20 protein-coding genes are annotated in these 24,073 nt (G+C 31.3%); 9 read left to right on the top strand and 11 right to left on the bottom strand.

Features of this window, described 5'->3' with window-relative positions; genetic code table 11:
- Window positions 1–18: 18 nt before the first annotated feature.
- The gene (locus FEZ18_RS14280; RefSeq protein WP_153268950.1) at window positions 19–390 is read right to left on the bottom strand and encodes a DNA topoisomerase IV; all 372 of its coding nucleotides are present in this window, start codon (window positions 388–390) and stop codon (window positions 19–21) included.
- 83 nt (window positions 391–473) lie between these two features.
- Window positions 474–842 carry a helix-turn-helix domain-containing protein gene (locus tag FEZ18_RS14275; RefSeq protein ID WP_153268949.1) on the bottom strand — a complete coding sequence of 123 codons (369 nt, stop codon included), beginning with the start codon at window positions 840–842 and terminating at the stop codon, window positions 474–476.
- 290 nt (window positions 843–1,132) lie between these two features.
- On the opposite strand from FEZ18_RS14275, the gene FEZ18_RS14270 reads away from it, so the two are divergent.
- The 5 genes from FEZ18_RS14270 (at window position 1,133) to FEZ18_RS14250 (ending at window position 5,812) form a co-directional block, all read left to right on the top strand.
- Entirely contained in the window at window positions 1,133–2,275 is a 1,143-nt protein-coding gene (locus FEZ18_RS14270) for a M14 metallopeptidase family protein (protein ID WP_153268948.1), read from the top strand.
- A 76-nt stretch (window positions 2,276–2,351) separates the two neighbouring features.
- Entirely contained in the window at window positions 2,352–2,831 is a 480-nt protein-coding gene (locus FEZ18_RS14265) for an Lrp/AsnC family transcriptional regulator (protein WP_153268947.1), read from the top strand.
- Window positions 2,832–3,065: 234 nt separating this feature from the next.
- Entirely contained in the window at window positions 3,066–4,031 is a 966-nt protein-coding gene (locus FEZ18_RS14260) for an ATP-grasp domain-containing protein (RefSeq protein WP_153268946.1), read from the top strand.
- Window positions 4,015–4,689, top strand: coding sequence for an HAD family hydrolase (locus FEZ18_RS14255; RefSeq protein WP_153268945.1), 675 nt, complete (start codon window positions 4,015–4,017; stop codon window positions 4,687–4,689). Before FEZ18_RS14260 ends, FEZ18_RS14255 begins: the two co-directional genes overlap by 17 nt.
- 16 nt (window positions 4,690–4,705) lie before the next feature.
- Complete coding sequence (locus FEZ18_RS14250) at window positions 4,706–5,812, top strand: GNAT family N-acetyltransferase (RefSeq protein ID WP_153268944.1); 1,107 nt, start codon at window positions 4,706–4,708, stop codon at window positions 5,810–5,812.
- Between the two features lie 213 nt (window positions 5,813–6,025).
- On the opposite strand, the gene FEZ18_RS14245 is transcribed toward FEZ18_RS14250, so the two are convergent.
- Window positions 6,026–6,646 (bottom strand): sugar transferase, encoded by a 621-nt coding sequence (locus tag FEZ18_RS14245; protein WP_153268943.1) that lies wholly within the window; start codon window positions 6,644–6,646, stop codon window positions 6,026–6,028.
- A 130-nt stretch (window positions 6,647–6,776) separates the two neighbouring features.
- The gene (locus FEZ18_RS14240; protein WP_153268942.1) at window positions 6,777–7,826 is read right to left on the bottom strand and encodes a hypothetical protein; all 1,050 of its coding nucleotides are present in this window, start codon (window positions 7,824–7,826) and stop codon (window positions 6,777–6,779) included.
- A 72-nt stretch (window positions 7,827–7,898) separates the two neighbouring features.
- Between FEZ18_RS14240 and FEZ18_RS14235 the strand changes: the two genes are divergently transcribed.
- Window positions 7,899–8,753 carry a formyltransferase family protein gene (locus FEZ18_RS14235; RefSeq protein ID WP_153268941.1) on the top strand — a complete coding sequence of 285 codons (855 nt, stop codon included), beginning with the start codon at window positions 7,899–7,901 and terminating at the stop codon, window positions 8,751–8,753.
- On the opposite strand, the gene FEZ18_RS14230 is transcribed toward FEZ18_RS14235, so the two are convergent.
- From FEZ18_RS14230 to FEZ18_RS14220, 3 genes are read right to left on the bottom strand one after another with little or no spacing between them, the layout of a single operon-like run.
- Complete coding sequence (locus tag FEZ18_RS14230; protein ID WP_153268940.1) at window positions 8,750–8,995, bottom strand: acyl carrier protein; 246 nt, start codon at window positions 8,993–8,995, stop codon at window positions 8,750–8,752. The genes FEZ18_RS14235 and FEZ18_RS14230 overlap by 4 nt on opposite strands.
- Window positions 8,996–8,997: 2 nt before the next feature.
- Window positions 8,998–10,479 carry an AMP-binding protein gene (locus tag FEZ18_RS14225; RefSeq protein WP_153268939.1) on the bottom strand — a complete coding sequence of 494 codons (1,482 nt, stop codon included), beginning with the start codon at window positions 10,477–10,479 and terminating at the stop codon, window positions 8,998–9,000.
- An 11-nt stretch (window positions 10,480–10,490) separates the two neighbouring features.
- Window positions 10,491–11,585, bottom strand: coding sequence for a hypothetical protein (locus FEZ18_RS14220; RefSeq protein ID WP_153268938.1), 1,095 nt, complete (start codon window positions 11,583–11,585; stop codon window positions 10,491–10,493).
- 544 nt (window positions 11,586–12,129) lie between these two features.
- On the opposite strand from FEZ18_RS14220, the gene FEZ18_RS14215 reads away from it, so the two are divergent.
- The gene (locus FEZ18_RS14215; protein WP_153268937.1) at window positions 12,130–13,890 is read left to right on the top strand and encodes a right-handed parallel beta-helix repeat-containing protein; all 1,761 of its coding nucleotides are present in this window, start codon (window positions 12,130–12,132) and stop codon (window positions 13,888–13,890) included.
- 290 nt (window positions 13,891–14,180) lie between these two features.
- On the opposite strand, the gene FEZ18_RS14210 is transcribed toward FEZ18_RS14215, so the two are convergent.
- The gene (locus tag FEZ18_RS14210) at window positions 14,181–15,710 is read right to left on the bottom strand and encodes a hypothetical protein (protein ID WP_194269488.1); all 1,530 of its coding nucleotides are present in this window, start codon (window positions 15,708–15,710) and stop codon (window positions 14,181–14,183) included.
- A gap of 523 nt (window positions 15,711–16,233) precedes the next feature.
- The gene (locus tag FEZ18_RS14205; protein WP_194269487.1) at window positions 16,234–16,557 is read right to left on the bottom strand and encodes a type IX secretion system membrane protein PorP/SprF; all 324 of its coding nucleotides are present in this window, start codon (window positions 16,555–16,557) and stop codon (window positions 16,234–16,236) included.
- A gap of 84 nt (window positions 16,558–16,641) precedes the next feature.
- On the opposite strand from FEZ18_RS14205, the gene FEZ18_RS14200 reads away from it, so the two are divergent.
- Window positions 16,642–17,565 (top strand): TolB family protein, encoded by a 924-nt coding sequence (locus tag FEZ18_RS14200; RefSeq protein ID WP_153268934.1) that lies wholly within the window; start codon window positions 16,642–16,644, stop codon window positions 17,563–17,565.
- Window positions 17,566–18,364: 799 nt separating this feature from the next.
- Here FEZ18_RS14200 and FEZ18_RS14195 read toward each other — a convergent pair.
- Complete coding sequence (locus FEZ18_RS14195) at window positions 18,365–18,751, bottom strand: hypothetical protein (RefSeq protein WP_153268933.1); 387 nt, start codon at window positions 18,749–18,751, stop codon at window positions 18,365–18,367.
- A 758-nt stretch (window positions 18,752–19,509) separates the two neighbouring features.
- Window positions 19,510–22,368 (bottom strand): ATP-binding protein, encoded by a 2,859-nt coding sequence (locus FEZ18_RS14190; RefSeq protein ID WP_153268932.1) that lies wholly within the window; start codon window positions 22,366–22,368, stop codon window positions 19,510–19,512.
- Between the two features lie 641 nt (window positions 22,369–23,009).
- Here FEZ18_RS14190 and FEZ18_RS14185 point away from each other — a divergent pair.
- Entirely contained in the window at window positions 23,010–23,810 is an 801-nt protein-coding gene (locus FEZ18_RS14185; protein ID WP_153268931.1) for a hypothetical protein, read from the top strand.
- The last annotated feature ends 263 nt before the right edge of the window (window positions 23,811–24,073 follow it).

Below are 24,073 nucleotides of genomic sequence, written 5' to 3'. Positions count from 1 at the left end.
TCATAGTTTTATTTGGTTTTACTTTTTAATTTTATAAGCAACACCTTTTTGTTTTAAAGATTCGCCAACATAAGAATATTCAAACGTGTAGGACGAATCGGTGGTCGTTAAAATTTTGAGATGAATATCCTTTTTTTCAGCCCTATTTTTAGGATTTATAGTTTTAAAAATAACCTCGCAATCATTTATCCATCGTAATTTAGACGAATCAATTTTCTTGTTATAGGTTTCAATTTGGATATCATCAGTTCTTTCAAACGTCGACTTATAAAGAATGTTGTCTATAACAACTTCGCTGTAAAATGCTCCTGTTTTATAATCTTTACAATCTCTAGAAGTTTCGTAACAGCCAAAAAGGCCAAGCATCAATACAAAAAACAGTACACGCATAACATAAATTTTAAAGCAAAGCTACTAAAGAATGAGGATATTCTACCAATTTAATTTTTAAATGTCGTTTTGTTAATTTGGTATTAGTTCTCAAAATTTTTAAAACTTCCGTCTCTATAGAAAATAACAATACGCTCAATCTGTTTGTCAAGGGTTGTTTCAGGTTTAGTAATTTCTTCAAACTTTAATTCTGGAGCCTTATGGTGTATAGGTTCTTCTTGAGCTTTTGGAGGAAAATGACCTTTCCCGTTTAAAAGCCAATACAATTCAACTTCGGGAAAAGAGGCGAGTATTTTTAAAACAAAATCTAAACTCGGTTTATTTCTTCCAGATAGAATATGAGATATGCTTGAGCGTTGTACACCTATTTCTTCTGCAAAAGAAGATGCAGATTCACCATAATAATCTATTACTTTTTGAAGTCGTTTAGCAAAAGCCTCGCTGTTTATCATTGTAAACAAGTTGTGTGTTGTAAATATGTTACAAATGTAACAAATTAAACGCAATAAAAGAAATATTAGGTTAAACTAGTTAAAACAATTTAAATTAATACTTCATTTCAAAGATATTAATGCACTGATAAACAGTAAATAGTGATATAAATAATACTGCGAAAGATAATATTGCTTAAACGCACATATACGACCTAAATATAGGTTGGTTTTGTAAACATCATGTTCCTAATTTATTGTTTACATTTGTAAATTAGTTATTGTTTACATTTGTATCCTAAACAAAAAGTATGAACATCGAGCATATTAAAGCACTGTTTTTAAAACATAGAGAAAAACGATTAAGCGATCGCTATATAACGCATCATCATATTGAGCCTTTAATTAAATCACGACATAAAGAATGGCGTGCAGATATTAAAGGCACTTCTGTATTGGGCAATCCTATTCATGTCATTAAAATTGGTACTGGAAATAAAAAAGTTTTAATGTGGTCGCAAATGCACGGTAATGAATCGACAACCACAAAAGCGCTTTTTGATCTTTTAAATACGCTTTCAAGTACAGAAACTCAAATAGCTCATATTTTAGAGTCTTGTACCTTATACATTATACCTATTTTAAACCCAGATGGCGCGCTGGTCTATACTAGGCTAAACGCTAATCAAGTCGATTTAAATCGAGATGCTCAAAACTTGTCGCAACCAGAGAGTGTAATTTTAAGGTCGGTTTTTAACAATTTTAAACCTCATTTTTGCTATAATCTGCATGGGCAACGCACTATTTTTGGGGCGGGAAACACCGGCCGTTCTGCTACAGTCTCCTTTCTTTCGCCTGCTCAAGACAAAAGTTGTAAACTTACAGCGAACCGAAAAATGGCTATGGAGGTAATTGCTGTTATGAATACCAAGCTTCAAAAGCTAATTCCCAATCAAGTTGGTGTTTATGATGATGCTTTTAATTTAAACTGTGTAGGTGACATGTTTCAAAGTGAAAATGTGCCTACTATTTTGTTTGAAGCAGGTCATTATAAGCGGGATTATAGTCGCGATAAAACACGTGAGTTTATTTACATAGCACTATTAGAATCTTTAGACTACATTGCCAAAAATGAGGTAAATGGGAGTTCTTATGAGGGATATTTAGGTATTCCTGAAAACGAAAAGTGTTTCTTTGATGTTATTATACGAAACGTTAAAACAACTGAGCAGACAACCCAGGATATTGCTTTTATGTATCAGGAAAAATTAATTAATAATAAAATAGAGTTTATACCCACAGTTGAAAAAATTGACGATTTAACTAATTATTTTGCTCATAAGGAGTTAGATGCGAATTACATGAGCGTGACCGATGAGCATGGAAATGGTTTAAAAGTTTTTAACGCAAACGATTTCGTAGTCATAAATAATAATAAAATTGCATTGTTTTAACAGTTTTATCCATAAATAATGGTTATTTTGTAATAATTATATGCTATTTTTGCACTTTATTTAACAAACGTTAATTATGGGGAAAATTAAATTAGACGAAATTGATCATCAAATTCTTGATATGTTAATCGACAACACAAGAATTCCTTTTACAGACATTGCCAAAAAATTATTAATTTCAGCGGGGACCGTTCACGTGCGTGTAAAAAAAATGGAGGAATCTGGTATTATTAGAGGCTCTTCCTTAAATTTAGATTACAAAAAATTGGGGTATTCATTTATAGCTTACGTTGGAGTATTTTTAAAAAACACATCCCAAACTAAGTTTGTTTTAGAACGTATTAACGAAATTCCTTTTGTTACCGTAGCGCACATTACAACGGGGAAGTTTAATATCTTTTGCAAAATTAGAGCAAGAAGTACCGAGCATGCAAAAGAAGTAATTTTTATGCTGGATGATATCGAGGGAGTTTACAGAACTGAAACGATGATCTCACTTGAAGAGAGTTTAAATGATAAAAAACGATTAATGCACTCTATTTTTAATGAGTTATAAAATCAATTTACATAGAATATTGCAAAAAGCCCTTTTTTAGGGCTTTTTTTGGCTTTTGATTTTGTGAAATTCCATATGTTATAAATTATTTAAAGCCCGAAACACAGCGCCGTTAGTTTTTGTATGACAGGATAACTTTAAAAATGGTTTATTATCTAATTTCTATTAAATTACAGTTTTTTTTCTTTAATTTAACCACATCAAATGTATATTTTAACCTGTTTATAAACCACAATGAATATCTTAATAACCTCTGCTGGAAGGCGCGTTTCTTTAGTTAAAGCCTTTCAAAAAGAACTAAAAAAAATGGTGCCAGAAGGAAAGGTTATGACAACAGATTTTAACACTGGCCTTTCTGCAGCTTGCCATGTTTCCGACCTGGCGTTCCAACTTCCTTTAGTGAGTCACCAAAGCTATTTAAAGGAATTATTGGAAATATGTAAGAATAATAACATAAAAGTTTTAATTCCCACCATCGATACAGAACTTCTGCTTTTAGCTGAAAATAAAAAAAAATTCATAAAAAACGGTATTTTTCCAGTAGTTTCCTCAACGGCATTCATCAGCATTTGCAGAGACAAAAGAAAGATGAATGCTTTTTTTGTTGAACACAACATTAATGTTGCAAAAGAATATTCAAAATATAATTATAAGTTGCCGCTATTTATAAAACCCTATAATGGCAGTAGAAGTGTGGATAATTTTATAATTAAAAATCAAGAAGACCTAACAGAATACCACTTTACCAATAAAAACTTAATGTTTTTAGAATATTTAGATCACGATAAATACGAGGAGTATACTTGCGATCTTTACTACGACAAAAAGAGTAATTTAAAGTCGGTAATTCCCAGAAAACGTATAGAAGTAAGAGATGGAGAAGTTAATAAAGGTGTTACTAAAAAAAATATTTTAGTAGATTTTATTAAACAACACTTATATCATATTGATGGAGCCCTTGGCTGTTTAACGGCTCAGTTTTTTAAGCATATTGAAACGAATGAAATTTACGGTATTGAGATAAATGCGAGATTTGGAGGGGGGTATCCTTTAACTTATCTGGCGGGTGCAAATTTTCCACAGTGGATTATTAAAGAATATTTTTTTAATGAAGCCATTGAATTTTACGACGATTGGAAATCAAATTTATTAATGCTGAGATATGATAATGAAATATTAGTTGATGATTATAAAGACTGATTTAATTATAGTATTTGATCTGGACGATACACTGTATAAAGAAATAGATTTTTTAAAATCTGCTTTTAAAGATATTGCTGATTTTCTTTCGAAGAAAACAAATAAAACAGCGAAGTTAATTTTGGCTGAAATGATTTTGGCCTATCAAGAGAAAAAAAATGTTTTTGAAACCGTAATCTTTAAAAATAATATACAAGGCGTTGTTGTTAACGATTTGATTAAAAGATATAGAAATCATAAACCAAATATATATTTAACCGATTCTAATAAAATGCTATTAGATAATATAAAACAAAGCGTGTATAAAACTGGATTGATTACCGACGGCAGATGCATTCAGCAACAACATAAAATTGAAGCTTTGGGTTTAAACGATTATTTTGATGATATCGTGATTTCTGAAGCATTCGGATCTGAGAAACCAAACATAAATAATTTTAAATATTTTGTTGAGAAATATGGGAGTCATTACAAATATGTATATGTAGGAGATAATACGAGCAAAGATTTTGAAGCACCTAATAAATTGGGGTGGACAAGTATTTGTTTATTGGATAACGGGGTTAATATTCATCCACAGTCCTTCAATACGCTTCCCTACAAGAAACCCACATTTAAAATAAGGAGTTTAACCGAAATAAGAGATTTATTATTTTAAAAATTTGGTAAATACTATGGAGTTAGTAGTACATAAAATACAAAATGAATACGATTTTAATGTGTATAAAGACACTGTAAATGGCTTCGAGGTTGTCAATCCTTTTTTCATGTTTTTAACTCCCGAAAAAAATGAATCTACATACGATGGCTTAAGGTATTTTACACTAAAAGTTGAGGATAAGGTTTTAATATTAATGCCTTTTGTTTTAAGGGAAATTCCATATAAGCTTCGAAACACGATTTATTACGATGTTATCTCTCCGTATGGTTATAGCGGGCCATTGTTTAACAAAGACATGTCGCGCGGGTATCTTTTAAAATTTTGGGAATTAATAGATTCTTGGTATAAAGAAAACAATGTGGTTTCAGAGTTTATAAGATTTAGTCTCAACAATAATTGTCAGTTTTATTCTGGAACATTAATACCAACACTGTCTAATGTAAGAGGCCGTTTATTAGATTATGAGCAACAGTGGGCTTCTTTAAAGCAAAAAGTTAGAAATAATTATAGAAAAGCGGTTAATAATAATTTAAAAAGTCATATTGTCTATAATAATGTTAAAGATGAAGATATCGAGAGATTTTACGACATCTATATAAGTACAATGAGACGTGTAAACGCGAACACCGATTATTTTTATTCTTTATGTTATTTTAAAAATATTGTGCGTTTATGTGAAGGTAAAATTATTTTTGCTTTTGTGTATAAAGATGGTATTGCCATTTCTACAGAACTTATTTTAACTTCTAATAATACTTTATATTCATATTTAGGAGGTACTATAATGGATTATTTTAGCTTAAGACCTAACGATTTTTTGAAAGTAGAGGTTATGAAATGGGCGCGATTGCAGCATTTTAAATACTACGTTCTTGGTGGTGGAAGAGAAGATTTCGATAATTTATACAAATACAAAAAATCCTTCTTCCCAAATGATGATGATCTTGTGTTTTATACCGGCAGAAAAATTATAAATAAAGCGGTTTACAACGAGTTAGATAAAATAACTAATGATGAGATCGGGTTAGATGACGGTGGTTTAGAAAAAAAAGGCCGTAAAATTGGTTTTTTTCCAGCTTATCGTAAAAACACGTATAGAGCTATTACCCGAGAAAACTAAAGGTTTATTTTTTAGTGTCCGACCCATTTTACTATATGATTAATAAATCACCAACCTGCCTACAGTAGGCAGGTTGGCGTAATTTACAGAAAAAAATAGCCGCTTAGTCGTTAATTGTTCCGCTTATTTTTGCTGAATAAAACAAATACATATTTACTAATGAAAAAAAGTGTCGATGCATCGTAACAAATGACAACGCTATCCATCTAAGCACTATTTTTTATTTTGTTTAAGTTTTCTCAGTTCATCAAAATTTAAGGTCGTTTCACTTATTTCAATATCATTAGATTTTATAACTTTCAATAAAGTTTTAAAAAAAATACTGGCATCTAATGTAAAAGACAAATTGTTTACATATTCAATATCTTTTTGAAGTTTTTCATCCCAGCCAATAGCATTTCTGCCCGAAACCTGTGCCAAACCAGTAATTCCTGGTTTTACGGTATGCCTAATTTTTTCTTCTTTGGTATAGTAGGGCAGATAGCGCACACGTAAAGGTCTTGGACCAATTAAACTCATATCTCCAATTAACACGTTTATTAATTGAGGTATTTCATCTAAAGATGTTTTTCTTAAAAAAGATCCAAAGCGAGTTGTTCGCATGGCATCGGGTAACAACTCTCCATTAGCGTCTTTTTTGTCTGTCATAGTTTTAAACTTCATAATTTTGAAGATCTTTTCATTTTTTCCTGGTCGACGCTGAAAAAATAATGGCTTAGCATTATTGTAAAACATCAAACAGATATAAATACTAACGAATGCTGGTGCAAGTAGTACTAGACCTATGGCAGACAATATGATATCTATGATTCTTTTAAAAATGGTTTTGTACATACCTAATTATTTTGCTTTGGTAAAGTCGTGATATTAAAAAAATGAGTTAAAAACACGTTGTTATTAATTTGTTTTATCCATTTATAAGACGGTGATTGTTTTACAAAAATTACAAAATATACTGTGATTTTCAAATGCTAAAAGCGTTTAATTTTTCAGCAATATATTCCATATCTTCACCGCCATATCTATAATCAATATGTATGTTTAAAAAGTAGCCATAACGTAATACATTGTCTGGCCACAGTTGCGACGGATAGATATTATGATTAATAAGATATAAGCGCAGTTGCTGCATAACAGTTTCGTTTTGTAAGTGTAATATAAGTCCAAAAGCATCCGGATTTAAAGCCATATATGCACAATTTTCGTGGTGTTTTAGCATGGTACTAAGCGTGGCTAAATTTTTAGATTTTAATTTTAGTACATTGATATTCATATAACTTTCAATATTTTTTTTATGACTATCTTCTAAATGGGTTAAATCAAAATTAATATGCAATTGTTTTTCCGCAAGGTTAATTAGCTCTAAACTTTTTTCTTTTTTATCAATCTCGTAAGTGCTCTCGAAATCATGTTTTAATGTCATGGCTTCCGTTATGGTATCCCAAATAGAAACAAAACGATCTGGTGGTAACAATTTTGGTCGATTAATAATTTTTCCATCGGGTTTCCAGGCGATGCCTCCAAGGGGGATAGGTAAAGATTTTCTAAGGGAAGCGACGCAATAATCTGCTTTACTATTTATACAAGTTGTACTTAACCAACCGTGAGAATGATCTTCTATAACCACAAGGCCATCTGGTTTGTCAACTAAACATTTACTCACTCCCCAGAAATTATTAATAAGGATAATATCGTTTTTATTAACAAATTGAGACGCTTTCACCACAAAATCGGGATTTAACGGCTCCACTCTGTAAGTTTTTATATTGGGATATGTTTTTTTTAACCATAGGGTAACATGCATACAGTAATACTCTGGTAACCAAATGGTTTGTATGTTTTTGGTATTTGTAATGCTATTAATAACATATTTAATCGCCTGTCTTCCTGAGTACAACAACACTGAGTTCTCTGGAATAAAGGTATTGCTATGAGGTAATAATGTTTCTGATTTAGGATTAATAAAACTAAAAAAAGAACCAATACCTTTTTTTTTATTAGCTGAAGTTTTCATATTTTAAAACTATTTAAATCTTTCATTTATAACAATGGTATAACGTTAATTGTACTGTACAAACTACACACGATGAAGCATAGTAAAAATATTGTTTTTTTAGGTTCTAGATTTCATGTTTTAGAACAACTTTTAGATAGGGTTTCTCTTGATTGTATTACCATTTACGCCCTAGAACAAACTGTTTTAACTAAAATACTTGATCAAAAGGGCATAGCTCACCATACTTTTACTATGAAAGATAAGGATATTGTTTTAAAAAAATTAATAAAATCAAATTTCGATATTCTCATTTCAAATGGTTGTCCAATTATTTTTCCTGTTCATAAATTCAAAAAAGAGCAAATTTTAATCAATGTACACCCAACATATCTTCCTTATTTACAGGGTAAAACACCTTTAAATGGAGTTTTTTATGACGATTATAATTTTTACGGAGCTACGGCACATTATATAGACGATGGTATTGATACTGGAGCTATTATTTTTCAGAAAAAAGAAACTTTAACACCAGATATTGATTTAGGTCTGTTGTATCATCTAGCAATGAAACTAGAGGGTATTGTTTTTAAAGAAGCATGGAAAATACTTCTAGCCAAAAATTTTACTTATGTTGGTAGAAAACAAAGTGGTAATTCAACATATTTTAACCGTACTGAAGGCATGCAAAAGCTCGATTTTACAAACTGTAATACTAACCAGATACTAAAGTGTATTAAAAGCTTTGGTATTGGTTCTCAGGGTAGTTTTGCTACGTTTGATAATGTAAATTATAAAATATTTACTGCCGAAAAAATCGTGCACCAACCGCTGTTAGACACATATTGCAAAGAACCTTCGGGGAAAATTGTTTTAAATTACGACGATAAATTTTTGGTAAAAACTAATGATGGTTTAATAAAAATTACACGTTATACAAAAAGCTAAGGTTCTAATTTGGTAGAAATACAGTTAATTAAATCTCCTACATTATTCATATTCATTAATTCCATGAGTTTGAATTTAATTCCAAAAACGGTCTCAATATCGGTTATAATTAACATGTGGGTAATAGATTCCCATCCATCTACATCGCTAGCTGTGGTAGATTCTTCTAATACAAAATTATGGTGTTCTAGTATTTTTACGAAAGATTGGGTAACTTTTTTTAAAATGGCTTCTTTTGTCATATTTATTCTATTAGTGTTTTTAGTTTTTTTCTATCAAGCTTACCATTGTCGTTAAGTGGAAGTTTTGGTAAGAAAAACGTTTTAGTTGGAATCATATAATTGGGAAGTTTTGTTTTTAAATAATTAAACAAATCATTGGTGTCTATAGTTTCGCCTTCAATAATTAGTGCAATTTCATTTGTTCCGTTGTTATTATCAATGTCTATGACACTAATATGATTTTTAATTTTATTTTGAATATGATATTCTATTTCACCAAGTTCGACTCTAAAACCTCTAATTTTCACCTGAAAATCTTTTCTTTCAACATACATAAGATCGCCTTCCTCGTTAAGGTAACAGATATCTCCTGTTCTATAATATCTTTTATTATTCATTTCAAAAAAAGCTAACGCATTGAGGGCTTCGTTTTTCCAATACCCCGTGGTAAGCTGGTCGCCAGATAAGCATAATTCACCGTGAGCACCAACCTTTACTTTTTGGTTGGCATCATTTAAAAGCATAAAATCAATGCCGTTTAAAGGTTTACCAATAGGTAATACACCATTGTAAGTTTGATTGTTGCCGTTAGTTTTATAAGTGTAATAGCTGCTGCAAACTGTGCACTCTGTAGGCCCATAATGGTTGTACAGCGTGCTATTTGGAATGCATTTAAGCCATTCTTTTACAATATTTTCATGTAATTTACCACCTCCAAATATACAGTACCTAACGCTTGGTGCATTTATTTCTGCGAAATAAGGACGAAGGTAGTTTATTATGGTAGGCACCATTTTTAAGACCGTTAATTCGTATGTGTTTAATAATTTAAAAATAGAGAAGTACTTTATAGAGTCGCCAGGTACAGTATACAAACAAGCTCCTGCTAAAAATGCGGGTAAAAAAGCAGTTAAAGAGGCATCGAAAGTGAGGTCGTACATCATTAGGCATTTATCAGTGTTATTTAATTGGTATGCTGGTTCTTTGTCGAATGCGTTTAAAAGGGCATTTACATTTTTAAAACGTATTGGGATGCCTTTGGGTGTGCCCGTGCTTCCGCTAGTAAACAAAATATAAGCGATAGCATTTTCAGAAAAAACGGTGTTTGCCAAGTTTATTTCAGAATCTATTAAGTGCTGTTTCGATGCACAAAAAACATTAAAATAAGTATTAAAACCAGAGTTAGTGCAGGAATCGAAAACGGTATTAACTTCAGTTTGATTAAAAATCTTCAAATTTCTCTCTAAAGGCGCAAACGGATTTACGGGGATATAAGCTTTATTCTCAAACCATAATGCAAAAATAGAGGCATAAGTTTCTAAATCATTATTCGCAACTAAACCGATTAAGTTTTCTTCAAAAGGTATAGTGTTTTGAATATGAATCCGAATTTTATAAATCGCATCCGATAATTCTTGATAGGTATAAAATACCTCATCAATACAAAGAGCAGGTTGGGAAGGATTACTTTTAAAGGCGTGTTTAAGTTTGTCTATAAAATTCATACCATCTAAATTTACGAGAAATTACCATCTTGATCTTGAATAAGCGCGCTAGTAAAATTATAGTTAATAGCATGGTGCGCTAAAGAATATTGCTGTTTTTTGTTGGTATAAACACATATATATTGTTTCTGAATTTGTTTACCTAAATCGGTGTTATCTGTTAAAATATAGGTGCATTTAGACTTTATAAAATGATGCATTACAGCGGTTAAACAGAGATCATAATCTTCTTTCTTGCATAGAAAATAACGCAATACGAATTCATCTGCTCTAATGAGAGCAGAGATGAACCCGATTTTCTTGTTTTCCTTTACTACTAAAAAATTGCTGTTATATATGTTGTGAGACACACTACTGAGTAAACATTTGTAAGGGGCCTTATTTGTAGCACTGGTTTTAAGGTATTGTTGGTTATCGATTTGCCAATTTATATAGGCTTTCGATTTGGGTATTAAATCGTTTTCACAATGCTTTTTAATAAAATCCCAAGCGCTGCTATCTAGCGTATCAAAATATTGGTACGTTAGCTTTTTACTAAATTTATTTAATTTCAATTTGTTTACTGAAGCCACAGCGGCATAAGATAGTTTGGTAACTATTTTTAAAAGCGGTGCTACCGTTCTTAAAGAACTAATCTTATTCACAATTAGGTTGTAATCTAAGCTAAAAACAAAAATATATTTATCCCTTTTAGCAAATTCTTTAAAGGATTGTTTCTTATAATATTCTAAAGTATTTATATCGATGTGTTTAATAAGCACTTTACTTTTTACCGCATCTAGAGATAGTTTTTTTGTATAAGTAGAAAGCACCGAGTTTTCGTATTTACTATGAACCCACCATCTGGTACTCCAAAAGATTTTTTCGAGGCCTTGTTGTGTTTGGATATAGTCTGGAACTAAAAAAATAAAAGCGATTAACGTATCGTTCTGATAAGCTAAAATGGCACAAACATCGTTGCTTTCAATACGTTCGTTTTGTAGTAACCAATGGGCTTTTTTTTTCGAAAAAGGCACAACTTTATTATTTTCTTTCCAATATAAATTTTGGTCTAAGGCTTCTTTTAAAGTGTCTTTGGTTAAAGTTGTAATTTGTATGTCCTGCATATGTTTTTTGATGAATTTTCTTTTATATAAATACAGATGACTATACTGCATCATCATAAAAACTTAAAATTGTCCTTTCGTGGTTTAACGAATATATTAAAGATATGATTTTTTATATTTATTTTTCTTTCTACGACTTAATTATTGGATAAAAAGTCTTTTTATTCAAAATAGAAGGGTGTGAAATGAAAAATAAGGCAGACTAACGAATGGTTGTGCGTCTTTATAATTGATATTTTTAAAAATTTTTCCCGATTTGTTCTTTAGTTTGGATTTGGTATAAAGCCTTAATTTCTAATAAGTTATTAACATTTTGCTTGGGTTTTAGGAAAAAGGTTCTATTTTCGCGCTTTTAAAATCGATTTGAAACATCCAAAAACGTATTCAACTCGTAAATAGACCATTAGACAACTAAAATTCATTTGTGCTTATAAAATCGAATTCCTATCAGATTTTATTAATCAGTGTTTTTTTTATAAGTAAACATCCCATTCTGAATTGCGGTCTAATCTATATTTAATTATTAAAACTTAAAATTACTATTATGAGAAATTTTTTCTTCTTCGTATTACTGTCAACCACAATCATGTCGTGTAATAAGGAAGATTTAGCAGATGCGCTTTTAGCAGAGAACACAGAGAACACAGAAAATACCGATACTACCGAAACCCAGACCCCCGATGTACAAAATGTAACTGCACCTTGTGATTTTACTTTAGATGATGTTAAACCTAATGCTACAGTGGTAATAAATTGTATAATGGATCTTGGTGGTAAAACAATTACCCTGCCAGAAAATGTAACTATTTCTTATGAAGGAGGCGATATAATTAATGGAACTATTATTTTCTCTACGGGCTCAACTTTAGATTCTGAGTTGCTAAATAAATCGCTAACCATTTCAGGTACTTCTCCTCAATTAAAAGACACGAACTTTAACTTTATTCCCAGCCGATGGGGTATTGTAGAGGGCAAAGTTTCTGATGAGGTTGCCTTAAATAATAGAAATATTTTAAGCGATCTTTTTATTAAAACCAAAGCCTTGGGTGTAACTACTTTTAATATTGATAAAATGGATGCTTACTTCTTGGTAAGTAAAGAAAATAATTTCCCGCCTAAATATAGAATGGGTGATATCTTTATCCCTTCAGATTTTAACTTAAACATGACCGATAACACGCACTTAAGAGTGCAGCCAAATGGTTTTACAGATTTTACGTTATTAGCCGTATATAAGGAATCGAATGTTACGATAACAGGTGGTAACTTACATGGCGATAGAGACGAGCATAACTACAGTACATGTGGTGGTAGAGAATGGTGTCAAGATAGCGATTTGTTAAAGCTTGAAGCTGCTGTTAATGTGGTTGTAGATGGTGTGAACTTCTACAATTCTACAGCCGATGGCATAATGGTTAAAGCTATTGGATTCTCTTTTAATCCCGATTATAGACCATCTCATAACATTGTTATAAAAAATTGTATTATCGATAAAAGTAGAAGAAATAACATATCTATAGTTAACGCACATGATGTTATTGTTGAAAATTGCCAAATTTTAAACGCAGGTGTAGACACTGGAAAATCTTTGGGAACTAATCCCAAGGCAGGAATTGATATTGAAGCGTTAAGAGATATTGACAGTGCTGGTAATTATATTTATTACGAAATAGTAAAGGATGTTATTATTAGAAATAATGTTGAAAAGGGGAGTGCGCGATCTGCTTTTATAGTAGCTATTGGAGATGATACACTCATTGAAAATAACGATACTGAAAATGGTATAAGTTATTCTTTGGCCACAGGCGTTAAAATTAGAAACAATAGAATTACTGGCGTTTCAGAAAAGCATTTAAACAGTAATGCTATTGGCGGAGGTGTTGCCAATACCGAAACAACCTATAATAATGAAATTTCCGGAAATATAATAAAAGGTTATGGTACCGGAATTACCTTATATGCAAAACAAGCAAAAGTTTTTAATAATGTTATCGAGAATGCTGGAAAAGGTATTTTTGTACCAGATGAGGTTAGAGATACACAAATTTACGGTAATATAATTACTAATAATTCTACTGAATTCACAAGAGGTATTTATGCCCATACTGCGGTGATGAAGAATGTTCAAATTTATTCAAATGATATTAATGTAAAAGTTGGAAACACCGTTGCTTTATCGAGCGTAAACGCGAATACAACGACGCCAAACAAAATAGAAGTGAGAGTCTACGATAATAAATTTAATAACGGAACAGCTAAGATTTCTTCTTCGACAAACGGCGTTGAAATGAAAAACAACAATTAAATTTTTTAGAAGTACTTGAGGTGAATCTTATCGCCTTGCAATATGAATTATTTTTAAAAGGTAGCGATTTTTGATCGCTACCTTTTAATTTTGTTTGAGTCACTCATAAAGTATAAATATCATGTTAAGCTGTTAGATAATCTAATATTTCCAAAATTATTACACCTTGTTACCGCGATTTCGCCAAAAATGTCACTTAGGGGTACTTAGTGCTTCTTAAAGTTACTTTAACCCCCCATTTCAATGAGTCGTATTTTTTTCCTTTTATTAGTTATTATTTTGTTTACGAGTTAATACTGAAAAACATGACTGTTTTCAAGGCTCCAAACACCATCACTTTCAGGTCTTTTCATTAATACAATGTAGTTTCCTGATTCTACAATGTAAGTAGATAAATAAAAGCGTGAAAACATGCTTAGCTGGTAACTTCTTAAACCACCGCGATTCACTTCAACCTCTTTTCCCCCAGTTACGCCAGGTTTACGAAACAAATAGAGCTTTGGTTGTTCACTACCAAATTGGTCAATATCAAAAATAATGTAATTTTCTTTCTTCTTTTTGCTGTTTTTTCTTTTTTCGTAGGCCACCTTAACTTTGAATTTCGGGTTTCCGTCATAATACGATATTTCAACCTTTCGTTTTTCTACCGGAATCTTCTTTTTTTCTCCAAAACTGGTAGTAACCTTATATTTTTCGTATGCAATTTCGTTACCGTATTTATCATATCTATATTCAATCAACTCCACTATATTTCCTGTCGAATCATAAACCTCAGTCTTCTTTAATTGGTTTTGTTCCCCAACGAAATCAGAAAAAATATGTTTTTCTGTTAGCTTTTTATCTTTAAAAAAATGAGTTTCAGTATTTTGTCCACTGGCATTGTAAATATGAGTAATATATTCGTCAACTTTTTTACCTTTTGAGTATTCGTATTCATCTTTAATACGCTGATTGTTACTGTTGTAGTCGATTTTAAAAATATAGCTGGGTGTTTTTTCGTTTCCAGTATATCCATAATATTTAGAAAGCAAAGTATCGTTAATATAAGTCTTTTTGGCACCCCAATCAATAGCACCGTTTGATTTATAACAGATGACTTCAGTTTCTTTTCCGGCGTTGTTATATTTGTAAGTGTTTTTATTTTTTAACGAGCCATCAGCATTGTATTCAACCCATTCTGTTGTATTGCCATTAGCATCTCTTTTCCAGTTTTGTTTGTATTTAATTTTTCCGTAACCGTCATATTTTGTTTCCTCTATTATTTGTGAGTTGTCATCGTATGTTTTAACCAGTTTAAAACCCCAGTCTGTTCCTAAACGGGCATATCTTTCAATTAAATTGTTTTTGTTATCAATTTTTTCAGTTAGTTTTATAACTTCCTTTCCTCCGGCACCATAAAATCGTTCCTCAATTGTGTTATTTGGTAGATATTTATAAAAATAATAATTGTGGTAGCCATCTTGAGAAATATTGTTATCACTGACATTAACAAGAGACGAAGCCCTTACCTGAAGCTTTCCTTTTTCATATAAATAAATGTCACGGCTAAAAAACTTGTGATTTGACTCATTTGGCTCTTGGCTGAATATTTTTCTGCCTTCTTTATCGTAAATATACCAAGCCGCTATCGTGGAATTTCCAGGTTCATATTCTCCAAACTTTTCTAAAAAATCCTTTTGAACTGTTTTTTTATACAAACAAATTGGACCTTTTAGGTTATCCTTTTTTTTGTTAGCACTTTCAATTTGTGCATTAATTGTTTCTGTTTTTAATATTGAAAAAAACAAGAGGGTAAAAACTAAGATTTTACTTGTATTCATATAGTTGGTATTCATAAAATTTATAGGATTGTTGTTTCTGAATTTTCTACATTAATCGTACAATTAAAGGTACAAAAAAAATGGCAAAGCCCAAGAAGTATTTCAATTATCAGAATTGGGATTTTAGTTTGATGTTATCAGTGTTTTGAAAACATTTACAAGCTGATGGCAAGCGAATGATTTATTAGGTGGATTAATGATACGTTTCAATACAAACAGCAGACCTTTACACTATAGTAAACCCGGTAAAGGCTGACTTTGAAATTACCTTTTAAACAAAAAAGATATTTTTAGATTTTGCTTTCTAGTAGAAGTATAGTTTATAACTATTACCAAAAGCTAGCATAATTTTAAGGCGCGTTTTTGCCTCTCCTTCTTTTAGATATTTTAGGTAGAAATAATTGTTGTATTACGAATGTATATTTTTATAAGATTATGACATGTGATTCAATAAGTATAAAATAAAAATAAGGGAATACATAAAAATGATTCCCCTATTATCTTTTATAAAAATGTTATTTGGTTAAAGCTGAAACTGTAAAAATAATTCTGTAGTTCCTCTTGCTTTGTTGATGAGTTCACTTCTTAAACTATATTCGTAAGCTAAGCCAACAACCATTCTGTTGCTTATTGTGAGTTGGGTTAAACCAGCCAAAGTTTTATCGGTTCTATAGCCTATAGCAAAATTAAAATTATTATTAAATGATGCCGTTGTTGCGAAATCTGTAGAAAACGGTGCGCCATTAACGTAACGTGTTATGAAAGATGGTGTTAAGGCTATTTCTGAATTTAGAATAAAGGTATAGGCACTACTTAGATAAAAATGTACTCTATCTGCATGTTGCACCGCAACTATTATTTTTTTAAATTACACTCGTTAATATAGGATAAATTTTAGTCCATAGAGACGGTAACATTAAACAAGCTCAACATGAAGTATCTTATTTTAATAACTGGACTTTTTATATTCGTTTATGCCGTTATCAATGGTTCGAACAATAATTTAAAAAGCGATAAATTTGATGCGATAAATCAACTTAAAACAGATTCGCGAAAATTGGCTTTTCAAAGCGGTGAGTTTATTTGTGTGTACAGCTTTTTAAACCAGAATGCTAAAAAAATAACTCAAGGATTTGACCCCTGTATTTCACCAAACGGCAAATGGATTGCTTATACAAAATCATCTCATGATACCGTTGATTTTTCAAGAAATATAGCGTTGATTAGTACAAAAAGCGGGAAAATTACCGACTTAAACCTAAATAACAAAAATAATTTCGGGGCAATATTTTCGCCCACTGGTGAGTATTTAGCCTTTAGTATATTTAAAACTACATGGCAAATTGGACTGATAAAGCCTGATGGTTCCGCATTTAAAATGATAACAAACAACTCATCAAATGGACTATATGCTCCAACTTGGGGCGCAAATGGAAAATATATTTATACCCACGACCTATTTAACTTGTATAAGTTTAACATTAGTGGGAAACAACTGGAGACCTACAATTTATCAAAACTTCTTGGAGATGAGTTCTTTTTTTCAACTGAGTCGCGTTTTTGGTTTACATCTGATCATAAAAATTTAATATTTGAGGCTGGAATAAACGAATATGTAGCAGGATTGAATACGCCTTCTAGTGCTATATTTTGTTATAATTTTACCACAAAAGAGGTTAAACGATTAACTAAAAAAGGACTTTGTGCAACGAACTTGTGGTTGGATAGAGCAGATCATTTGTATTATTCCGGATTTGAAAATTTAAAAGAACCCCAAATAATTTACCAAATGAGCTTAAAAGATTCTATACCCGTTGCGCTATTTAAAGGAACACACCCGAGCATTGGTCAATAAATAGCCGAGCGTAGCCTTGTAAAGTCTTCTATCTGCCAGACTTTATGAATATGATTTTTCGCTGAAATCTCAATAGAAAAATATTTCATTATTTCCATATCACAAAACTTTTTACCACCTCTAATTATGACTGGTCTCGTGATATTACTCTTCCTTTTACTTTTTAAAGTAATGGCTTTGCCCTACAATATGGAATCTTAAATATGTGAATTTTCGATTAAACTCAATTTACAAGAATCGATAAAGTTTAAAATTCGATTTCTGAATTCAAGTCTGGGATTGGTGATACCGTTCAATTTTAACCTCTTGAAGTCATTTATTAAAAGATTGGTAAACAAAGAAGACATAGAGCTATTTTTAAATACAGAAAACCAGATGTATTTAAAAACGGCTTGGCTAGGTTTATAAGTAATTAAAGAATTTATAACTTTTATTAAGCAATATGTGATTCCTAATTTTAAACTTAAAATCTAAAGACGAACGATTTGATTTATCTTGAGGGAAATGAAATGACACTTTCTTATTTTGTTCATAAAAAGAAACTAAAAACACCCATTAAATTAAATAGTCATGATTACAGTGACATTAAAAACTATACTTTTGGAATGAAACCCAAGTGATTTAATACCCCAATTATTAGAGATACTAGTAATTATAAGATGGTTTTAGTACAATTTCTTATCCTGATTTTATGTGACTTTAACGGGTTTACAAGTGAGCGCTTTATCCATTGATGTAAAGAAGCCGTCTATTTTATTAGAATGAGACGGCTTCTTTAAATAAAAACTCAAAACTACTATTAATTAACATCTTTCACATAATATTTCTTAAACGTCAATTTAGGAATATGATCTCCAGATTGGATAAGAAGTTGTGTTGATATGTAAAATGTTTCACTTCTAGATTCTCCCGGCGCTAAACGAAACGTTCTTTCCAGAGATTCTCCTGTAATTTTATTATTATGCACAAAAACTGGATAATAATAAATTAATTTCTGTGTGCCCCTTTTATTGATTACTGTTAAATAGTAATAGGCGTATTCACTCCCTTTTTTTGGAACATAATTTACATAAAACTCTACACCATTTTCACTAAACCACAACCTTGGGTTTTGAGAAAAAGATTTTTGTGTAAAACTCATTAAGGCCATGATAATTACGACGAAATAGACTTTTTTTACTTTCATATTTTTAGTTTTTAATAATTAATATTCTGGTATCTGAAGTAATCATATGGCCAAAACTCTTCAACAAGCTTTAGTCGTAATTCCACACAAACGAACATAAGGAAAGGATTACAAATTTCATGTATTTGTGTAATAACTGGTCATTAATATGTAATAACTGTGATTTTTTGGTTTTACTTAATATTTTAAACCTTTATCAGATAAGGAAAAGGAAGCCCTACCATGTTAATCTCAAGAGAAATAATGATTAGTTGATTTTTGTAGTTAAAAAGCTCTAAAATAAGTGAAATAATAAGAGCAAGTATCAATAAATGCTTTGATATCATGGCATTTTTATTCAAGTGAAGAGAGATTATGTATAACGATTATTGAGTTTTTACTTGTTTTTTATCGCTGCATTTTATGGTTATTAACCACGTGGTATTTTTAGCGTATAAAAATGCTATAAAGTGAAAAGCAGGTCCAATTTAATATGTTTACGGTTTGCAATTATAACTTGTATCTGTCTAAGGAGAGTGAACTTGAAGAAATTTTTGATATTCTTCCAAATTTTTAGAAACGACTTTTTTCGAACTATCTTTAAGATAAAAGTGGGAGTATCTCCCGTCGGCCTTAATGTATAGAATGTCGGCAATATTTACAATTTCAATTTTGTCTAAGGTAGAGATCCCTAACATTTTGCTTTCGACCTTCTCCTGTTTGTTGTTTTTTTCTAATTTTTTTGTGCTTGCAAATCGTAGGTACTTGTTTAAATATCTCTATTTGGTCAACTCATTTTTAGAAAATTCAGTATGTACTTTTTTTAAGGTTTTTAATAAGGCTTTGGTATTAGTTACTACAAAATCACTGTCCTTGTATTCTGATGATTCTATGACCTCTATGAGACCCACTGCTGTTTTTACCTTTAGGTCTTTTAAGCTTGGCTTTATTTTATGCACGGTTTTAGCAATAGAGTCCACATTTTGTGAATCTAAAGCTGTGTTTAAGTCTTTTATGGCAGTCTTCATAATATCGACAAAAACAACTAGCATACGCTTATAGAATTTTGGATCGCCATGGCTTATTTTTTCTAGGTATTCTAATTGATATTCCTTTTTTGTGGCTTTATGCACTCTCGTTTTTTTGTTTCTTTTTTTAGACCTGTCTTCTTTGTTGGGTTTTAAAGCTTCCAAGGTTCTAGAATACAGTAATTCATCCTCAAAGGGTTTGAGAATAACATCATTAAAACCAAAATCCAAATAATCATGAATTCCATTTTTAAAAACATTGGCCGTAATGGCTATAATTGGAATGTTTAACTTTAGATTCTCTCGTATGGCTTTCGTGGCGCCAAATCCATCAAGTATAGGCATTTGCACATCCATAAAAACTAAATCGAAGTGTTGCTTCTGAAGCGCTTCTACGGCAAGCTGACCATTTTCTACCGTAACCACCCGAGCGCCTAAATCTGATATTTTACGTTCTAATACCACGGCATTCATATAGTTATCTTCAGCGATAAGAAAGACTTTGTTAGATAAGAGTGATTTATTAGTCTGTATTATTTTATGGTTAACGGGTTTTTCTCTTTTTTCAAAAGTTAAATTAAAATGTACCGTTGTGCCTTTATTTTTTTCACTGTGAACTTCCACATGTCCATCCATAAAGTCGATAAGTCGTTTAGAGATTGTCATCCCCAGACCAGTACCACTTTTAAGATTTTCAACCGAGTTATCTTGGGCATATTCGTCGAATATATTTTCCAAAAAGACTTTATTCATACCAATGCCTGTATCTGCAATCGAGAAGCCTATGCGTTGCGAATGGCGTGTGGTTTCTAAAAGTTTTACAGCTAAAGTTACGCTGCCCTGATCTGTAAATTTAATGGCATTACCCAAAAAATTAATTAAAATTTGGTTTAACTTGCCATAATCTCCTGTAATATGAGGGTGAATGGCCTCGTCAATAAACAATTCGTATCTCAGACCTTTTTCTCTGGTCATTAATTCAAAAATATTAAAGGTGTCTTTTAGTGTATTTTTTAAATTAAAGTTTTTTAGAGTCAGCTTAATAGCGCCTTCATTAATTTTAGCAAACTCTAAAATGTTGTTAACCAGACTTAACATGTGTCGGGATGCAACATTAGCTTGATTTACTAAAAAGTGAGCATCTTCCGATAGACGCTGCTTAACCACTTCAGAAAGACTACCGCCAATTATATTTAATGGTGTTCTTAGTTCGTGACTTACATTGGCAAAGAATTTCTCTTTATAACTCATCGACTCCTCAACCTTTTGTATGGCATCTCGTAATTCATTTTCTAGCTTTTTCTGATTGGTTAAATCTATGATAACGGCCAAAAAACCCTTAGTTTCATCAGTATCGTATCGTACGATACTGGCTAATATGGGAATAAAATTGCCTTTGCTGTCTTTAGTTAACAACTCTTCAAGAAGCACCTCTTTTTTTTCCAATTGGTTCATTTTAAGCATTAAGGGATCCCAATCCTCTGGTTTTAAAAACAAATTAAAAGCGTTTTTACCAAAAACACTAGATTTGTTATAGCTATAAAACTTTAAAAACGAGTGGTTTGTAAAAGTAATATTGAAATTTTCGTCCATTTGCACCAGCCCGGCATCGATACTACTAATAATATTTTGAAAGCGTTCTTTTTGATTTAGCAGTTCCAATTCAAATTGCTGCCTAAGCTCCATGTTTAATAATATTTCGGCATATACAAAAAGTAAATTCTCTTCTTTTTTAGAGTAAAAATGTTTTTCTCTTACCGAATCGAAACCAATAAACCCAACCAATTCATTCTTATTAAACATAGGAAGCGCTATTAGGCTTTTAACACCTTGGGGCTCCAGAATTGCTTTTACACCATAAGGTCCTGTATCTGGTAATTGTGAAACGTCTGGAATGATAAAAGATGCTTTTTTTCGATGTTGGTCTACCCATTCTGGTATCGCCGAGATTGGAACATCTTGAAGCTCATTAATCTGTGGTTCAATGCCTTCTTGACACCACTCGTAGGTATTCGAGGTGGTTTGCGCTTTAAAATCATAAGAAAATATATAAACACGATCGGCATCAACAAATTGCGCAACTTCTTGCAAGGAATTATTGATAACATGAGTTAAGTCGGAAATATCAACATTAATATATTTCGATGCCATTTTTAATAAGGCGTCTTGAAGTTTTGCGTTTTGAATAAGTTCCTGTTCTAAAATGTCTTTTTCTGTATGTTTTTTTGACACGGCCAAAATGTAGTCTTGCTGCTCTAAAGACAAATAGCTAAGTCTAACATGAGTACGAGTTACCGTGCTTGTCTCGAAATTAACCAAAGCACCGCGTTCCACTTTTACCGAAACGTTTTTGAGTTCTTGAACATGGGCTTCCCAATGCTTTAACTTATCGCCATTAAAAAACTGCTCGTAATCGTAAACCTTTATATTATCTAGCTCTTTATTTTCGAGGCCTAGCCATACTCGGCTTAATTCGTTAGCATACAGCAAAGTACCCGATAAATCACAAATTAGAATCGAATCTGAGGATTGCTCTACAATGTGCTGTAAAATGATATCTAAGTCTTTTGTTAGTTTTGAAGGGTATTTTTTCGATGCGTTTTTCTTCATAATAAAATACAATCTCTAATAGCCTATGTTTTTCTGTTCATTTTAACAGAAAAGAATAGGAGTTTATCAGTTGTAGCGTTAATTAATAAAAGTGCATAAAAATACCTTTTTCAATTTAATTATTAGATAGAAATTTGAATATTAGTTGACATATGTCAATACTATTCTAAATAAAATGAAGACCTCTTAAATTCTACCATTTTACTGGATTTTTTTATTGTTTTTAGGGATTTTCACAAGGCCCTGCCAAAATCAAAGTTTTAAAAGGTGTTTAAAAGGTTTAGGTGACTAGGTAAATTGCAGATATAAAGTTCTTAAACTGCTATAATATTGATTTTATGGTATATCATATTTACGTTTATAACATGATAAAAATCAGTTATTACATCGGTTTAATTTTTGATGTGTTAAGGTTTTAAATTCGCTCCAAACGTTTCATAAGAGTTTAGTTTTATGGTTTAACAAAAACGTTTTAAAAAAAGGGGAAGCCATTTATTTAAACTCTTTGGCTGTTAACATGGTCAAAGGGTTTTTATAATGGCAGAACTAAATTCCTAGATAAACTGTAACAATAACTAGCGGTTACATTGCAGAAACAAGGGGGGCAAAATAGTTTTTAACCGTAACAAATAAGGTTCGATATGAGAGATGTTTACTATAAAGTGATGACCAACTACAACAAGAAAAAAGTTGTGGTAATCCCAGGAAAATCTCCTGTTAAACTAAGTAGTTTAGAACTGTTAACTTTAAGGTTACTAACACATGATTACTCCGAAAAGCAAATTATCGATTTTTTAGACTTAACTGAAAGTAGTTACAACAGCACCATTAAGCGTATTAAAAATACCTTAATTACAGTTTCTATGTTCGATGCCCAACTTAAAACTTTTGATTCTGGCATGTTAAAAAAGGAAGATTACTTACCCCAGCTTGTAAAAGATGAAGCTCTAGTTTATTCTAAAATTATTACTGAGAAAATAAAAGAGGAGGTCGTATCTAAAGAACAGTTAAACGGTTTAATCTTTTTGTTTTTAAACAGTTGTAAATACAATTTCTTAAAAAACCATACGGTCAACTTATCTGAAGAAGAACTAAAAATTTTAAAGCTAAGTTATAAGAGAACACCTAAAAAGCATATTCAACAAGAATTAAACATCAGTAGAACAAGGTTGATGACTCTAAAAACCGAAATACTCAACAAATTGCAGGTTAACCATTGGTGTAACGTTTACAAAAGGGCTTTAGAGTTACAACTTTTAGGTAGTAAGTCGTCTGAAAATACTATTAATTTAGACTCAGAAATTGTGGTGCATACTTCAAATATGATTGCAGAACACAGCTCGAAGAATTTATTAGATAAAGAAAAAGAGTTAGCTGTTTATCACAGTTTGCTTAATTTTTACGCCACTTTAGAATTTAATTTTCTCTCCCAAGCCGAATAGCATTGCATTTTTGGTCGCTTTGTTTATCTTGTAGTTCACACAAAAAAGTTGCCATAAGTTCGGTTAAACTGGTTTATAAATGTCTCGTCTTTTTGTTGAGAAGAACCCTTCTTTAAAATGAAGGTAGCGTGTCTGTTTTCAGGTTGATATTAAGTACGTTTGAAGTCTTTTTGAGCGAATGTCGCTCTACATATGAAACAATAATATGATATCAGTTACACCTGTTAAGTGTCAACTGTTTCAAGTTTAATGGATTGTTGTTG

The organism is Oceanihabitans sp. IOP_32 (assembly GCF_009498295.1).
GTDB lineage: Bacteria > Bacteroidota > Bacteroidia > Flavobacteriales > Flavobacteriaceae > Wocania > Wocania indica.
The sequence above is the reverse complement of the archived record's forward strand: the minus strand, read 5'-3'. Positions and strand labels throughout refer to the sequence as shown.

What these genes read in the sequence shown, in the direction of transcription:
- FEZ18_RS14280 (WP_153268950.1), bottom strand. Translation starts at nt 390, where the DNA reads ATGCGTGTACTGTTTTTTGTATTGATGCTTGGCCTTTTTGGCTGTTAC.
- FEZ18_RS14275 (WP_153268949.1), bottom strand. Translation starts at nt 842, where the DNA reads ATGATAAACAGCGAGGCTTTTGCTAAACGACTTCAAAAAGTAATAGAT.
- FEZ18_RS14270 (WP_153268948.1), top strand. Translation starts at nt 1,133, where the DNA reads ATGAACATCGAGCATATTAAAGCACTGTTTTTAAAACATAGAGAAAAA.
- FEZ18_RS14265 (WP_153268947.1), top strand. Translation starts at nt 2,352, where the DNA reads ATGGGGAAAATTAAATTAGACGAAATTGATCATCAAATTCTTGATATG.
- FEZ18_RS14260 (WP_153268946.1), top strand. Translation starts at nt 3,066, where the DNA reads ATGAATATCTTAATAACCTCTGCTGGAAGGCGCGTTTCTTTAGTTAAA.
- FEZ18_RS14255 (WP_153268945.1), top strand. Translation starts at nt 4,015, where the DNA reads ATGATTATAAAGACTGATTTAATTATAGTATTTGATCTGGACGATACA.
- FEZ18_RS14250 (WP_153268944.1), top strand. Translation starts at nt 4,706, where the DNA reads ATGGAGTTAGTAGTACATAAAATACAAAATGAATACGATTTTAATGTG.
- FEZ18_RS14245 (WP_153268943.1), bottom strand. Translation starts at nt 6,646, where the DNA reads ATGTACAAAACCATTTTTAAAAGAATCATAGATATCATATTGTCTGCC.
- FEZ18_RS14240 (WP_153268942.1), bottom strand. Translation starts at nt 7,826, where the DNA reads ATGAAAACTTCAGCTAATAAAAAAAAAGGTATTGGTTCTTTTTTTAGT.
- FEZ18_RS14235 (WP_153268941.1), top strand. Translation starts at nt 7,899, where the DNA reads ATGAAGCATAGTAAAAATATTGTTTTTTTAGGTTCTAGATTTCATGTT.
- FEZ18_RS14230 (WP_153268940.1), bottom strand. Translation starts at nt 8,995, where the DNA reads ATGACAAAAGAAGCCATTTTAAAAAAAGTTACCCAATCTTTCGTAAAA.
- FEZ18_RS14225 (WP_153268939.1), bottom strand. Translation starts at nt 10,479, where the DNA reads ATGAATTTTATAGACAAACTTAAACACGCCTTTAAAAGTAATCCTTCC.
- FEZ18_RS14220 (WP_153268938.1), bottom strand. Translation starts at nt 11,585, where the DNA reads ATGCAGGACATACAAATTACAACTTTAACCAAAGACACTTTAAAAGAA.
- FEZ18_RS14215 (WP_153268937.1), top strand. Translation starts at nt 12,130, where the DNA reads ATGAGAAATTTTTTCTTCTTCGTATTACTGTCAACCACAATCATGTCG.
- FEZ18_RS14210 (WP_194269488.1), bottom strand. Translation starts at nt 15,710, where the DNA reads ATGAATACAAGTAAAATCTTAGTTTTTACCCTCTTGTTTTTTTCAATA.
- FEZ18_RS14200 (WP_153268934.1), top strand. Translation starts at nt 16,642, where the DNA reads ATGAAGTATCTTATTTTAATAACTGGACTTTTTATATTCGTTTATGCC.
- FEZ18_RS14195 (WP_153268933.1), bottom strand. Translation starts at nt 18,751, where the DNA reads ATGAAAGTAAAAAAAGTCTATTTCGTCGTAATTATCATGGCCTTAATG.
- FEZ18_RS14190 (WP_153268932.1), bottom strand. Translation starts at nt 22,368, where the DNA reads ATGAAGAAAAACGCATCGAAAAAATACCCTTCAAAACTAACAAAAGAC.
- FEZ18_RS14185 (WP_153268931.1), top strand. Translation starts at nt 23,010, where the DNA reads ATGAGAGATGTTTACTATAAAGTGATGACCAACTACAACAAGAAAAAA.